This is a genomic window from Halobacterium yunchengense, from assembly GCF_037031165.1.
Lineage (GTDB): Archaea > Halobacteriota > Halobacteria > Halobacteriales > Halobacteriaceae > Halobacterium > Halobacterium yunchengense.
In genome coordinates this window covers 994,324-1,008,058 of the sequence record NZ_JAYEZL010000001.1, presented here as the reverse complement: position 1 = coordinate 1,008,058, position 13,735 = coordinate 994,324, and the positions used below count along the sequence as shown (strand labels likewise).

General features: G+C 72.7%; 15 protein-coding genes and 1 tRNA gene. 7 read left to right on the top strand and 9 right to left on the bottom strand.

What is annotated here, in order from left to right; all coding sequences use genetic code 11:
• Nucleotides 1–1,070 (top strand): ERCC4 domain-containing protein (locus U5911_RS05155; protein WP_336035852.1); only part of this gene is annotated, 1,070 nt, incomplete at its 5' end.
• Between the two features lie 31 nt (nt 1,071–1,101).
• On the opposite strand, the gene U5911_RS05150 is transcribed toward U5911_RS05155, so the two are convergent.
• From U5911_RS05150 to U5911_RS05140, 3 genes are read right to left on the bottom strand one after another with little or no spacing between them, the layout of a single operon-like run.
• Nucleotides 1,102–1,719, bottom strand: coding sequence for a class I SAM-dependent methyltransferase (locus U5911_RS05150; RefSeq protein WP_336035850.1), 618 nt, complete (start codon nt 1,717–1,719; stop codon nt 1,102–1,104).
• Nucleotides 1,716–2,108, bottom strand: coding sequence for a universal stress protein (locus tag U5911_RS05145; RefSeq protein ID WP_336035848.1), 393 nt, complete (start codon nt 2,106–2,108; stop codon nt 1,716–1,718). The genes U5911_RS05150 and U5911_RS05145 overlap by 4 nt, the downstream gene beginning before the upstream one ends.
• Nucleotides 2,109–2,133: 25 nt before the next feature.
• Nucleotides 2,134–2,766 carry an Sjogren's syndrome/scleroderma autoantigen 1 family protein gene (locus U5911_RS05140; RefSeq protein ID WP_336035846.1) on the bottom strand — a complete coding sequence of 211 codons (633 nt, stop codon included), beginning with the start codon at nt 2,764–2,766 and terminating at the stop codon, nt 2,134–2,136.
• 159 nt (nt 2,767–2,925) lie between these two features.
• Between U5911_RS05140 and mdh the strand changes: the two genes are divergently transcribed.
• On the top strand, nt 2,926–3,840 hold the full coding sequence (gene mdh, locus U5911_RS05135; protein ID WP_336035844.1) for a malate dehydrogenase: 915 nt from the start codon (nt 2,926–2,928) through the stop codon (nt 3,838–3,840).
• Nucleotides 3,841–4,083: 243 nt separating this feature from the next.
• Here mdh and U5911_RS05130 read toward each other — a convergent pair whose 3' ends face one another.
• Nucleotides 4,084–4,329: a ferredoxin gene (locus tag U5911_RS05130; protein ID WP_336035842.1), complete on the bottom strand. Its 246-nt coding sequence runs from the start codon at nt 4,327–4,329 to the stop codon at nt 4,084–4,086.
• Between the two features lie 127 nt (nt 4,330–4,456).
• On the opposite strand from U5911_RS05130, the gene U5911_RS05125 reads away from it, so the two are divergent.
• The 3 genes from U5911_RS05125 (at nt 4,457) to U5911_RS05115 (ending at nt 7,758) form a co-directional block, all read left to right on the top strand.
• The gene (locus U5911_RS05125) at nt 4,457–6,823 is read left to right on the top strand and encodes an ATP-dependent DNA helicase (RefSeq protein WP_336035841.1); all 2,367 of its coding nucleotides are present in this window, start codon (nt 4,457–4,459) and stop codon (nt 6,821–6,823) included.
• The gene (gene cgi121 / locus U5911_RS05120; RefSeq protein WP_336035839.1) at nt 6,820–7,365 is read left to right on the top strand and encodes a KEOPS complex subunit Cgi121; all 546 of its coding nucleotides are present in this window, start codon (nt 6,820–6,822) and stop codon (nt 7,363–7,365) included. The genes U5911_RS05125 and cgi121 overlap by 4 nt, the downstream gene beginning before the upstream one ends.
• Before the next feature lie 63 nt (nt 7,366–7,428).
• Nucleotides 7,429–7,758: a hypothetical protein gene (locus tag U5911_RS05115; protein ID WP_336035837.1), complete on the top strand. Its 330-nt coding sequence runs from the start codon at nt 7,429–7,431 to the stop codon at nt 7,756–7,758.
• A 180-nt stretch (nt 7,759–7,938) separates the two neighbouring features.
• Here U5911_RS05115 and U5911_RS05110 read toward each other — a convergent pair whose 3' ends face one another.
• The 3 genes from U5911_RS05110 to U5911_RS05100 all read right to left on the bottom strand — a co-directional run bounded on the left by U5911_RS05110 (nt 7,939) and on the right by U5911_RS05100 (nt 8,776).
• A complete protein-coding gene (locus tag U5911_RS05110) occupies nt 7,939–8,322 on the bottom strand; it encodes a hypothetical protein (protein ID WP_336035835.1) in 384 nt (127 codons plus the stop codon).
• Nucleotides 8,323–8,325: 3 nt separating this feature from the next.
• Complete coding sequence (locus tag U5911_RS05105) at nt 8,326–8,460, bottom strand: hypothetical protein (protein WP_336035833.1); 135 nt, start codon at nt 8,458–8,460, stop codon at nt 8,326–8,328.
• Between the two features lie 243 nt (nt 8,461–8,703).
• Nucleotides 8,704–8,776: transfer RNA gene (locus U5911_RS05100), tRNA-Gln, on the bottom strand.
• A 124-nt stretch (nt 8,777–8,900) separates the two neighbouring features.
• On the opposite strand from U5911_RS05100, the gene U5911_RS05095 reads away from it, so the two are divergent.
• Nucleotides 8,901–9,485: an IMP cyclohydrolase gene (locus U5911_RS05095; protein ID WP_336035832.1), complete on the top strand. Its 585-nt coding sequence runs from the start codon at nt 8,901–8,903 to the stop codon at nt 9,483–9,485.
• 36 nt (nt 9,486–9,521) lie between these two features.
• Here the strand turns inward: U5911_RS05095 and U5911_RS05090 are convergent, their stop codons facing one another.
• On the bottom strand, nt 9,522–10,613 hold the full coding sequence (locus U5911_RS05090; RefSeq protein WP_336035830.1) for a TrmB family transcriptional regulator: 1,092 nt from the start codon (nt 10,611–10,613) through the stop codon (nt 9,522–9,524).
• 272 nt (nt 10,614–10,885) lie between these two features.
• Entirely contained in the window at nt 10,886–12,259 is a 1,374-nt protein-coding gene (locus tag U5911_RS05085; protein WP_336035828.1) for a sulfatase family protein, read from the bottom strand.
• A 131-nt stretch (nt 12,260–12,390) separates the two neighbouring features.
• On the opposite strand from U5911_RS05085, the gene U5911_RS05080 reads away from it, so the two are divergent.
• Nucleotides 12,391–13,734, top strand: a complete 1,344-nt coding sequence (locus U5911_RS05080) for an ABC transporter substrate-binding protein (RefSeq protein WP_336035826.1) — start codon at nt 12,391–12,393, stop codon at nt 13,732–13,734.
• The last annotated feature ends 1 nt before the right edge of the window (nt 13,735 follow it).

Sequence of the window (13,735 nt, the reverse complement as noted above, 5' to 3'; positions counted from 1 at the left end):
CCGAGCGGAGCGAGGCGAGCGGCGAAGCCGAGAGCAGCGTCGCCGAGCGGAGCGAGGCGAGCGGCGAAGCCGAGAGCAGCGTCGCCGAGCGGAGCGAGGCGAGCGGCGAAGCCGAGAGCAGCGTCGCCGAGCGGAGCGAGGCGAGCGGCGAAGCCGAGAGCAGCGTCGCCGAGCGGAGCGAGGCGACGGCGGACGCGAGCGGCGAGCGCTCGGAGGGTGCGAGCGACGCGGACGGCGGCGACCGCGAGGGGGTCGAAACCGGGGCCGGCGACGCGAGCGCGGCGGACGGCGAGGCCGGCGGCGACCAGCAGGCCGGCCTGACGGACTTCGAGGCCCCGGACCCCGAGGACGTCGAGGGGGGCGGGGACGGCGACGGCGTCGCGGCGCGCGCGGCCAGCGAGGGCGACGACGACCCCGTGGAGGTCGTCGTCGACCAGCGCGAACTCGACTCGAACGTCGCGCGCGACCTCTCGAAGCGCGAGGGCGTGGCGACGCGCCTGGAGACGCTGGCGGTCGGCGACTACGTGCTCTCGGACCGGGTCGCCGTCGAGCGGAAGACCCACGGCGACTTCATGGACACCCTGCTGGGCGGCGACCGGTCGCTCTTCGAGCAGGCCAAAGACCTCACGCGGCACTACACCCGACCCGTGTTGCTGCTGGAGGGCGACGGCGACCTGTACGCCGAGCGGAACGTCCACCCGAACGCGGTCCGGGCGGCGCTGTCGTCGCTGGCGGTCGAGTGGGGCGTCAGCGTCCTCCACACCAGAAGCGAGGACGACACCGCGGAGATGCTCCACACCATCGCGGACCGCGAGCAGACCGACAACGACCGCGAGGTGAGCGCGCACGGCGAGAAGGCCGCGAAGACCCTCGGCGAACAGCAGGAGTACGTCGTCTCCGCGATCGCGGACGTCGGGCCCGTGACCGCGCAGTCGCTGCTCGACGAGTTCGGGAGCGTCGAGGCCGTGATGACCGCCAGCGAGGCCGACCTGCAGGACGCCGAGGGCGTCGGCGCGGTGACCGCCGAGCGCGTCCGCGAGGTCGTCGCCAGCGACTACCGGCCGGACTGAGACCGGCCGTACCGCCGGACCGCCGCGCGGCTCAGTCGACGCGCGCCGCGAAGAACGGCGGTCTCGGCGGTTCGTCCGGGCCGGTGTCGGGCGCCGGCCAGTACTCGGTGACGCGGAAGCCGGCGTCGCGGAGGTGCTCGCGCGTCCGCTCCGTGCCCGCCATGTGCCAGGCCATCTCGGCGCCCGCGCCGAGCCAGTCGTCGTGGGAGCGCTCGAACGGCGCCGGGGCTTCGGAGACGAGCAGACGGCCGCCCGGCCGGAGGACGCGAGCGAACTCCGCGAACGTCGCCGCGTGCTCGGGGACGGGGACGTGGATCACCGAGTCGACGGCGACGACCGCGTCGACGGCGTCGTCCCGCAGCGGGAGCGCGGTCACGTCGCCGTGGACGAGGCGGGCGTCCGGAGCGGCGTCGGCCGCGACGTCGAGGAGGTTCCGGGCGAAGTCGAGGCCGACCGCGGTCGCGTCCGCGGCGAGCCGCCGGAGGACCGGCGAGCCACCGCCGCAGCCGGCGTCGAGGACGCACTCGAGGCCGCCGCAGTCGCCGAAAAACGAGTCGAGGATGGCGCGCTCGCGGTCGTCGGTCGAGCGCGCGGCGGCGTACCGTTCGGCGTGGGTCTCGTAGCCGCGCCTGACGTCGCGGTCGGTCACGGGATGACGGTGACGGGCACGCGGTCGGCCCGGAGGACGGTCTCGGCGGCGCTGCCGAGGATGGCGCGCTCGAGCGTGCCGGCGCCGTGGTGGCCCATGACGACGTGGTCGTAGCCGCGGGCCGCCACGAGCTCGAGGATCTGTTCGCCGACGCTGTCGCTGGGGCGGAACTCGGCGTCCGCGTCGGCGCTCACTTCGACGTCGGCGTCGACGCCCTGGGCGTCGAGGATGCGGTTCGCGCGGTCGACGACCGCGTCGGCGTCGGCCGCGTCGCGGTCGGCGAAGTGGACGACGTCGACGCTGCCGTCGTAGCGGTCCGCCAGCTCGGCGGCGAACCCGAGCGCGCGGAAACTGCAGTCGGAGTCGTCGACGGGCGCGAGAACGTGCATGCCGGGAGCGACGCGGGTGGACGTGTTACGTGTTGTGGCGGAGCGCGGCGAGCGCTTCGGCGGCCTCGCGGGCCGCTTCGAGGTGTTCGCGGGCGCGCCGCGGGTCGTCGCTGCCGGCGGCGCGGCGCGCGAGCGCGGCGACGGCGGCCTCGAGCGCGTCGGCGGCCTCGCCGTGCTCGCGGCCGCCGGCGCTCGCAGGCGCCGGGGTCCGGTCTGGGCCACGGGACTGCGGCGCGGACTGCGCTCGGCCGTCGTCACCAGTCGCGCCCTCGACGGCAGACGCGTCGACGTCCGCCGCGAAGCCGGCGTCCGCGTTCGCGGCCGCCCCGGCGTCGGCGGCGTGCTGGCCACCGTTCGCGCTTCCCGCGTCCTCCTGGTGCTGTCCGCCCTGCTCGTCCTGCTGGGCCTGTGGGGACTGCGAGGGCTGCTCGTCCTGCTGGGCCTGCCGGGCGGCGTGCTGGCAGTTCGGGCAGAACGACTGGCCGTCGTACCGGAAGATGGGCGAGCCGCAGGCGTCGCAGTGCTGGTTCGTCATCGTCGCGCCCTGCAGGAGGAGTTCGCTCATTCGCTCGGTCTCCCCGCGGTCGTCGTTCTCGTACTTCTCGCGGAGCTCCCGCCGCACGGCCTCCTCGTCGAAGCCGTCGTCCGTGTCGCTCATGGGCGTACGAAGGGCGCCAGGCCTCGAAAAGCCTGCGGAGCGACGCGGGCTCGGCGGTCGTCGACCGCCGGTCCGGCGCGCGTCGCCGTCCCGGCAGCGTCCCGCGGTATCGGAGTCACCGAAGGGCTTAACGGCGTTCCCGGCGGTGGTGTACGTGACATGACGAAGGTCAGCATCGTGGGGGCCGCCGGCACGGTCGGCGCCGCCGCAGGCTACAACCTCGCGCTCCGCGACGTCGCCGACGAGCTCGTGTTCGTGGACATCCCCGAGAAGGAGGACGAGACCGTCGGGCAGGCCGCGGACGCGAACCACGGCGTGGCGTACGACGCGAACACCGAGGTGTACCAGGGCACCTACGAGGACACCGCGGGCTCGGACGTCGTCGTCGTCACGGCCGGCATCCCGCGCCAGCCCGGCCAGACGCGCATCGACCTCGCGGGCGAGAACGCTCCCATCATGGACGACATCGGGTCGTCGCTGGCCGAGCACAACGACGACTTCGTGACGGTGACGACGTCGAACCCCGTCGACCTCCTGAACCGCCACCTCTACGAGACCGGCGACCGCGACCGGCACGAGGTGATCGGGTTCGGCGGCCGCCTCGACTCCGCGCGGTTCCGGTACGTCCTCGGCCAGCGCTTCGACGCGCCCGTCCAGAACGTCGAGGCGACCATCCTCGGCGAGCACGGCGACGCCCAGGTGCCGGTGTTCTCGAAGGTGCGCGTGAACGGCGCGGACCCCGAGTTCAGCGACGACGAGAAAGCGGAGATCCTCGGCGAGCTCCAGGCGTCCGCGATGAACGTCATCGAGAAGAAGGGCGCGACCCAGTGGGGGCCGGCGACGGGCGTCGCGCACATGGTCGAGGCCATCCTCCGGGACACGGGCGAGGTGCTCCCGGGGAGCGTCGTGCTCGACGGCGAGTACGGCCTCGACGACGTCGGGCTCGGCGTCCCCGTGAAGCTCGGGAGCGGCGGCGTCGAGGAGGTCGTGGAGTGGGACCTCACGGAGTACGAGCGCGACCAGCTCGGCGAGGCCGCCGAGAAGCTCGGCGAGCAGTACGACGAGATCGCGTAGCGCCGTTCAGCCGCGGCTGTTCGGTCGCGCGCCGATCACCGGCCGTCGTTGCGGCCGGTCACGCCGGCGCGGCTTCCTGTTGGACGTCCTCGACGTCCTCGGCGTCGTGTTCGGCCTCGGCGTCGAGGTCCTCGACCGGGAGTTCCTCCCAGTGGTGACACATGCCAGCAGGACGTATGCTAGAGAGTACCATAAGTCCTTCTCCGGCCGGACCGCGGCCGAGAGGGCGGCCAGCGCGCGCGGTCAGGGGATGATCTGTTCGCCGTCGTCGTCGTAGACGGTGATGGCGTCGACGGGACACGCCCGCGCCGCGAACTTCGCGTCCAGTTCCGCGTCCCCGGGAATCTCGCGGCTGAACAGGTCGTCCTCGACCTCCTCGCTGTCCGCGAGCACCGCCTTCCCGGCGTCGGTGTCCTTCTCGAAGGCGTCCCACTCCGCGACGCACTGGAACATCCCGATGCAGACGTCGCGGTCGTACTCGATTCGCATACACGGGGCTGGCACGCGGACGCCTATAGGGTTGCCGGGCGACGCCGCCGGGGAGCCGCTCCGGTCGCCGGACCCGCCGTCCGCCGGCCCGACAGTTTAAACCGCGGGACGCGCCTACCTCGGTGCAATGAGAGTCGCGGACGTCGACGGCGTCCCCGAGTGGGCCGTCGACCACCTCGAGGGCGAGGGCATCGAGGAGCTGTACCCGCCGCAGGCCGAGGCCGTCGAGAAGGGCGTCGCGGACGGCGAGAACCTCGTCGCGAGCGTGCCGACGGCGAGCGGGAAGACCCTCGTCGCCCAGCTGGCGATGCTGTCGGCGGTCGAGCGCGGCGGGAAGGCCCTCTACATCGTGCCCCTGCGAGCGCTCGCCGGCGAGAAGGCCTCGGAGTTCGCGGCGTTCGAGGACCACGGCGTGTCGGTCGGCGTCTCCACGGGGAACTACGAGAGCGACGGCGCGCGCCTCGCCGACGAGGACGTCATCGTCGCCACCTCCGAGAAGGTCGACTCGCTCGTGCGGAACGGCGCCGACTGGATCGACGACCTCGCCTGCGTGGTCGCCGACGAGGTCCACCTCGTGGACGACGACCACCGCGGCCCCACCCTGGAGGTGACGCTCGCGAAGCTCCGCCAGCGCGTCCCCGCCCTCCAGGTCGTCGCGCTCTCGGCGACGGTCGGGAACGCCGACGAGGTCGCCGACTGGCTGGACGCCGCACTCGTGGACTCGACGTGGCGGCCCATCGAGTTGCGGACGGGCGTCCACTACGGGCAGGCCGTCCACTACGACGACGGCACGCAGGCGGAGCTGGCGACCGGCCGCAGCGACAGCCAGACCGCCGCCATCGTCGACGACACGCTCCAGGACGGCGGGTCGACGCTCGTGTTCGTGAACTCGCGGCGGAACGCGGAGGCGGCGGCGCGCCGGCTCGCGGACGTGACGAAGACGGGGATCACGGACGCGGAGCGCGAGCGCCTGCAGGCGGTCGCCGACGAGATCCGCGGCGTCAGCGACACGGAGACCAGCGACGACCTCGCGGACGCCGTCGAGAAGGGGGCTGCCTTCCACCACGCGGGCCTCGCGCGCGAGCACCGCGAACTCGTCGAGGACGCCTTCAGGGACCGCGCCGTCAAGGTCGTCGCGGCGACGCCGACGCTCGCGGCGGGCGTGAACACGCCCTCGCGGCGCGTCGTGGTGCGGGACTGGCAGCGCTACGACGGCACCGCCGGCGGCATGCAGCCGCTGTCGGTGCTGGAGGTCCACCAGATGTTCGGGCGCGCCGGCCGGCCGGGCCGGGACCCCTACGGCGAGGCGGTGCTGCTGGCGAGCAGCCACGACGAACTCGAGGAGCTGTTCGACCGGTACGTGTACGCCGACCCCGAGCCCGTGCGGTCGAAGCTCGCCGCGGAGCCCGCGCTGCGCACGCACGTCCTCGCCGCCGTCGCCACCGGCTTCACGGCCACCGAGGACGCGCTCCTGGCGTTCCTGGGGGAGACGCTGTACGCCACCCAGACCGACGACGCGAGCCGCCTCGAGGACGTGGCACTGGACGTCCTCGCGTACCTCGACCGCAACGGGTTCGTCGAGCGCGAGGCCGGCGCACTGCGCGCGACCACCACCGGCCACCTGGTCAGCCAGCTGTACGTCGACCCGATGAGCGCGGCGACGCTCGTCGACGGCCTCCGGGACGCGGCGCGCGCGGCCGGCCAGCCGGCGACCGCGGAGCGGGCGAGCGCCGACGGCGAGCCGGGCTTCCAGACGGCCAGCGAGATGCAGGCGGACGCGCCGGCGTCGGACGGCGACGCGAGCGCGGACCCGTCGCCGCTGGGCCTGTTCCACCTCGTGAGCCGGACGCCGGACATGTACGAGCTGTACCTGCGGTCGGGCGACCGCGAGCGGTACACCGAACTGGCCTACGAGCGCGAGGACGAACTGCTGGGGCGGACGCCCCGCGAGGAGGCGCCGGACTTCGAGGACTGGCTGTCCGCGCTGAAGACCGCGAAGCTCCTCGAGGACTGGGCGTCGGAGCTCGACGAGGACCGCATCGCGGAGCGTTACGACGTCGGCCCGGGCGACATCCGGGGGAAAGTCGAGACCGCGGAGTGGCTGCTGCACGCGGCCGAGCGCCTCGCCGGCGAGCTCGACGCGGACTGCGCGACCGCCGTCAGGGCGGCCCGCAAGCGCGTGGAGTACGGCGTCCGCGAGGAGCTGCTGGACCTCGCGGGCGTGCGCGACGTCGGCCGGAAGCGCGCGCGGCGGCTGTACGAGGCTGGCATCGAGTCGCGTGCGGACCTCCGGAACGCGGAGAAGGGCGTCGTGCTGGGCGCCGTGCGCGGCCGCGAGAAGACCGCCGAGCGCATCCTGGCGAACGCCGGCCACCCGGACCCGGAGATGGACGGCGTGGACGCCGACGCGGACGCGGTGGCGGCCGCAGAGGAGGGGGACGCGGCGGGCGCGAGCGGCGGCGACGGGCAGGCGAACCTGGGTGACTTCTCGTGAGGCTCGTCGTCGGGACCGCGCGCGTCGGCGACGTGGACGAGTTCGTCGCGGCCCTCGGCGCGGTCGGCGACGAGCACGGCGCGGCGGTGCAGGCGTTCGACGCGGCCTACGTGGCGGACCGCCGGCACCTCGCGGCGGCCGTCGAGCGCGCCGACCGCGCGTTCGACCGCGGCGAGAACGTCGCCGGCGACCGCGCCGTCGAGGTCCTGCTGTACGCGGCCGGCCGCCGCCAGATCCGCGAGGCGCTCGAGATGGGCGTCGGCGAGGGCGAGCAGCGGGTCGTGGTCGTGGTCCACGACGCGGACGGCGAGGGGGACGAGACGGGGGCCGCGGCGGCAGTCGCGGACCGCCTGGTTGACGCCGCCGTCCTCGGCGACGACGAGGCGCTCGCGGCCGCGCTGGACGGCGACGGCGGCGTGGCCGGCGACCCGGACGCGCTCCGGGCGTTCTTCGCCGTGAGCGACGCGGAACTGGCGGCGGCGGCGGGCGACCTCGCGGGCGTGGTGCGCGAGCGCGTCGCGCTGCTGGACGTCGAGAAGTAGTCGCTGGCCGCCGGGACGGAGTCGGCCGGCACGCATTTCGGCGGCGAGGCGGTTCGGCTAGCCGTGAGCGAGGACGACTACGTACCCGAGGCGGAGACCGGTGAGTTCCCGAGCGAGCACGAGCGCGGCCCGGCCGAGCACGTCGAGGGGACCCTGGCGGCGGCGGAGGCGGCGGTGCAGGGGTCGAGCTACCCGACGGACGCGAGCTCGCTGAAGGCGCGGTACGCGACCGAGCGCGACGAGGTGGTCAACGAGACGGAGGCGCCGGCGGACGCCAGGGAGGCGATTCTGGGGGAGATGACGGGGCGGGCGGGCGTCGAGCGCGGCGACGTCGCGGAGTACGACCCCGAGCGCGAACTGGACGCGATCGAGGTGCTCGACGGGGCGGAATGAGTGTCGGTAGCACACCCCGTTCCAGTCGAAACGGAGGGGTTGGATAGCGGCGCCCGCGTGCGGTTTCGCGCTTCGAAGGTAGTCCCCGAGAGCGGCGAACGCGGAGCTGTCAGCGATTCTTCCAGTCGAAACGGCGCCCGCGGAGAGCAGTCGCGCGTCTGACGCCCGGCGGACAGTCGGTCACTCGAAGACGACCGCGGCGACGGTGTCGCGGTCGTAGCGCGCGTCGCAGTCCGGGTCGCCACAGGAGTACGCGTCCCCGCGGAGGTTCCGCATGCCGCCGTGGCCGCAGGGGAGCGTGTCGCGGTCGGTGCGGACCTCGCGGGCGACCTCGTAGGCGCCCGGGTCGGTGCGGTACGTGTGCGCGCCGTCGGCCGCGCGGCCGGCGCGCTCGACGACGCCGTGCTCGCGGAACCGCCTGAACACGCGCGCCACCTCGTCCGGGAGGTCGGCGCGCCGGAACTCGTCGGCGGGCGACGGCAGGCGCGCGGTGGCGTCCGGGTTCGCGCGCAGGACGCTGCGCGCGCCGTTCGGCACGGCGTTCGTGCGGGGGTCTACGGACATCGGTCACCCCCGCAGGTCGCTGCGGTCGTAGTGCCGGTCGCAGCTCCGGCAGTAGTAGCGGCCGTCGCGCTGGCGGCGCAGCCGCGTGTGGCCGCGCGGGCACTTGACGCGCCAGCCGGCGTCCGTGTGGTCATCCATGCGTCACCTGTCCGCGTCTGACGCGCGTCCGCCACAAGAACCGAATCCTGCCGCGCGGTGAAAGTGAAAGTGACGCGGGCGAACCCACCGGACCGGGACGCAGGCGTCGCTGGACGGTCACCGAACCGGGAGCAGTGGTCCGTCCTGGATTCGAACCGGAGTCGGACGTGCTCGCGTCGCTGCGCCCGTCCGACAGGGCTCGAATTCACACGATTCGCTGCTCGCGTCCGCTCGCAGCAGAAGTAGTCCATCCTGGATTCGAACCAGGGTCGAAGCCCCCAGAAGGCTTCAGGATTGGCCACTACCCCAATGGACTGCTCGCACAGGACGAAAGGCGATTGTGCTTTATCAGTGTTGCGAACCCCGGCGACGAGGGGCGTCCGGCGGCCGAACGTGCATACTTCGACGGCTATTTGCCCACCGAGGATGCACGTTCTCGCATGTACGTCGGACGGTTCGTCGTCGTGGGTCCCGAGGTAGCAGCGTACCGAGTGTCCTCGCGGTCGTTCCCGGACCGCAGGGTGATCGAGCGCGAGGGCGCGTTGACCGTCGCGCCGACGCCGGACGCGCCGGAGACGGACAACCCCTACGTGTCGTACAACTGCTACCGGGAGGCGGCCGGACACGCCGTCGTCGGGAACGGCAGCCACGTCGACCCGGTCACGGAGAAACTCGGGCTCGGGTACCCGCCGCGGGACGCGCTCGCCGAGTCGCTGCTCGCGCTGGACTACGAGAAGGACGACTACGACACGCCGCGGATCGCGGGCGTGCTCGCGGACGACGGGAGCGCGTACGTCGGGACGGTGCGCAAGGACGCGCTGCTCGTCGAGGCGGTCGAGGAGCCGACGCTGGTCGCGACCTACGAGAAGGCGAGTCCGGAGCCCATCGGCTTCGACGCGGCGTCCGCACCGGACGCCGCCGCCGAAGCGTACAGCGCGGCGTTCGAGCACGCGGTCTGCGCTGTCGGCGTGGTGCGCGACGGCGACGGCGGGTACGAGACGGCCGTCGAGAACGGCGACCGGTGACGCACCCGAGAACGGCGGGCGTGGGGCGCCGCCGGGTCAGTCCTCGGCGGGGACGCCGTCGACGGACTCGACGTCCGTCACGGTGATGCGGCGGGCCTCGATGTCCTCGTAGGTCGCGCCCCAGCCGCCGACCGTGTGGCAGTCGGTCCCGTCGTCGACGACGAACGTCGCGGTGCCGGTGAGCGCGAGGACGTCGGAGCTCAGCGACCCCGCGGCCGTGGAGCCGCGGTCCGTGTCGACGATGGGGCCGGAGACGGTGACCTCGCGGTCGTCCTCGGTGTGGCGGCCCGTGACCTCGACGGTGATGGTCGCGTCCTCCCGGAGCAACCGGAAGTGTTCGAGGAGGAACTGGCGGATGTCCGCGTACCGCTTCGGGGCGTCGACGTCCTCGGCGTAGACGGTCGGCGACGGGAGCCACGCGAACAGCAGGAGGTGCCAGAAGAACACGTACGTGAACGACCGGTTCTGGAGGATGAGGCCGTACTCCTCGATGGCGGCGGGGTTCGGCGCGAACGCGGTCCGGCGGAGGTCGGAGGTGACGATGAACGGCGAGGGCCGGTGGAGGCGGCGCACGGCGCTGACGGCGCCCTCGTAGTCGACGCTGTCGATGGGGGTGTCGTCGTCCTGGGCGAGCAGCGTGACGTTGACGGTGACGCCGCGGTCGTGGGCGTCCGCGAGGTCGTCGCGGAGCGTCTCGAACTGGTCGGGCGTGAGCGTCGCGTGCACCTGTATCTCGGCGTCCCTGACGAACGACCGCGCGGCCTCGACGACGGTGTCGAAGCGCTTGACGATGCTGACGGTCTGGGTGTCGAGGGTCGGTCGCTCGTAGCGGTCCTGGATCTCGTCGGCGGCGTCCTCGAGGGCGGTCGCGCGTTCGGTGAGGCCGTCGACGATGGTCTCGGGGTCGGTGGCGCGCGCCTGGAACGTCTCCTGTTCGTACAGTTCCACGTAGCCGAGGTCGTCGAGGTCGCGCAACACGTCGTAGATCCGGGCGTCGGGGACCTCGCTGGCGTCCGCGACCTCGGTGGCGGACGCGGTCCCCAGCTCCAGGAGCGCGACGTACGCGTTGGCCTGGTAGAACGAGAGGTCCGCGGCCTGCAGTGTGTCCAGCAGTTCCTCCGTCTCCATGCGAACGAGTGACTACGCGAGTGTATAAAGCGTACTGGACGCGGCGAGCGGCCGCGACGCCGCGACCGCGCTCGGGTCCGGTCGGAGGACTCGTCCGGCGCGTCCGGACGGCCCACTCGACGCCTGCGTCCCGCGTCGGGCGACCGAATCGGCGTCCGCGTCCCGCGTCGGGCGACCGAATCGGCGTCCGCGTCCGGCATCGGGCGACCGAATCGACGCCTGCGTCCGGCATCGGCCGGCCTACTCGACGTCCGCGTCCGACGTCGGGCGGCCTACTCGACGTCCGCGTACGGGACCGGGCCGTCGAGCAGCGGGTCGTCGGTCGCCGCCATCCACTCGCGGAGGTCCGACCGGAGGCGGTCGAGGACGTCGACGTACTCGGGGTGGGGGTCGCTGGCGTCCGCGGCGGTCTCGAAGGGCGTCCGGTCGGAGGCGAGGTTCCGGCGTTCGTGGGGGTCGCGTTCGAGGTCGTAGAGCTCCTCGGCGGGGCGCTGTTCGACGTGGAACTGCTCGTGGACCGCCCGGCCGGCGGCCGTCGGCACGACGTCCAGGGGCACGAACACCCGGGGGAGCACCGAGAAGTTCCGGACGTACCGGTAGCGGTCGGTGCGGACGGACCGCACCGGGTTGTAGCGGTCGTGCCAGGTCATCTCGCCGTAGACCCGGTCGCGGTCGTGGGCGGCGCCGTCGCGGAGGAGGTCGGCGAACGAGCGGCCGGCGACGTCGGTCGGGGGGTCGACGCCGACGAGGTCCAGCAGGGTCGGCGCGAGGTCGACGTTGCTGACGAGGTCGTCGTGGACGGCCCCGCCCTCGACGACGCCGGGCTGGTGGACGAGCAGCGCGGTCTCGAGGCCGGCGTCGTAACAGGTGCCCTTCGCGCGCGGCATGGCGAGCCCGTGGTCGGTCGTGAACACGAACAGGGTGTCCTCGGCGAGGCCGGCGGCCGACAGCGAGTCGCGGATCGCGCCGACGGCCGGGTCGAGCGTCCCCGCGACGAGCGACTGGAGGTCGGCGACGTCCTCGCGGACGCCGGGCTCGTCCGGGAGGTACGGGAAGTCCCCGAGGTCGACCTCGTCGGGGCCGGGGTCGTCGTACACCGAGTCGGGGACGTACTCGCGGCGGAACGGCCGGTGGGGCTCCTCGATGCCGACGGAGACGAAGAACGGGTCGCCGGCCGCGGCGTGGGCGTCCGCGGCGGCGCGGTCGGCGAGAAAGTCGTCGACGACGTCGACGAGGTCGAGCGCGCGCTTGGTGGTGGTGTCGACGTGGTCGTAGCCCAGCCGCGTGGGGTCGTCGGGGACTTCGTGCTGGAAGCCGAGGAGGTGCGTCGAGTAGCCGGCGTCCCGGAGGTACTTGGGGAGGGTCGCCCAGTCGTCGTCGAGCGCCCAGCCCATGTGCGCGAGGCCCATGACGCCGTTCTCGTGGGGGTACGCGCCGGTCATCATGCTCGACCGGCTGGGCGAGCACTGCGGGGCGGTACAGAAGCTGCGCTCGAGTCGGACGCCGTCGGCGGCGAGCCGGTCGAGGTTCGGGCTGTCGACGTCGGCGCCGTAACAGCCGAGGTACTGCCCGAGGTCGTGACAGTGGACGAGCACGACGTTCGGCCGGGCCGCCGTCGCTGCTCGCGAGGTGTCTTCGACGGACACGCGTGCATCGTCCCGGGCGTGGAGCCATAAATCGCGCGGTGAGCGCATCGCCGACCGGCCGAGCCAAGAGTAACTATAGCGGTAATTAATAACCAAATTTGAAGTAAATGGACTTTCATTCGGTTAGTGCAATGGCAGACCGCACACACCGGTCGAGCAGAACGCGGCGGAACGTCCTCAAGGCCACCGGCGCTGCGTCGGTGGTCGCGACGACCGGCCTCGCCGGCTGTCTCGGGGGCGACTCCGACGGCGACGGGAACGGCGACGGTGACACCACCGCCGACTCGGGGGATTCGACCACCGACGGCGGTGGCGGCGGCGGAGGCGGGGCGTCCAGCATCGAGGTCACCGGCGTCTGGTCGGGCGAGGAACAGGAGTCGTTCGGCGAGGTGATGAGCTACGTCGAGAGCGAGGCCGGCGTCGAGATCGAGTACTTCCCGCGGGACACGGACAGCCTGCTGACGGGGACGCTGATGGACTACGAGTCCGGCGTCGCGGCCGCGGACATCGTCGTGATGCCGTCCCCCGCGCGCATCGTCAGCGACGCCCAGAACGGCCACCTGGCGCCGGTCGGCGACGCCTGGAACCCGGACGACTTCGCGGTCGACCCGTCCCGGGTCACCGTCGACGGCGAGGTGTACGCGGCGCCGTTCAAGATGGACCTCAAGCCCGGGTTCTGGTACCGGCAGTCGTTCTTCGACGAGCACGGCCTCTCCGAGCCGTCGAACTACGACGAGTTCACGTCGCTGCTGGACTCCATCGCGAGCATCGAGGGCGTCGACGCGCCCATCGCGTCCGGCAACGGGACCGGCTGGCCGCTCAGCGACCTCATGGAGGGATTCTTCATGCGCCAGGAGGACGGCGCGCAGCTCCAGCAGGGACTCATCAACGGCGAGGCCTCGTTCACCGACGACCGCGTGCGCGCCGCCTTCGACGAGGTGAAGGCCCTCCACGAGGAGGGGTACTTCAGCCAGATGCGGGACTTCGGCGTCCAGTACGAGTACTTCTGGGACGGGTCGACGCCGCTGTACTTCATGGGGTCGTTCACGACCGCCCAGGACGCCGTCGAGGACGCCTCCGACCTCGGCGTCTTCCGGCTCCCGGGCGTTGAGGGCATCGCGTCGAGCGTGAACTGGTTCACGGTGCCGACGTACTCCGAGAGGGTCGACACCGCGCGGGACGCCCTGAGCTCGTTCGTGTCCGCGGAGGGCCAGCGGCAGTGGGTGGAACTCGGCGGCTTCGTCCCGTCGAACACCCAGGTCCCGTCGGACGCCTACCAGAGCGAAGTGATGTCCCAGCTGCCGGAGCTCGCCGCCGAGGTGACCGTCGTCCCGGACCTCGACGACGCGCTCGGGAACCCCTTCCAGCAGGAGTTCTGGTCGGTGCTCAAGGGCCTGTGGGCGTCGCCGGACACGCCGACGTCCGACATCGTGTCCGCGCTCGACGAGGCCCACGAGAACACCCTGGAGGCGTGAG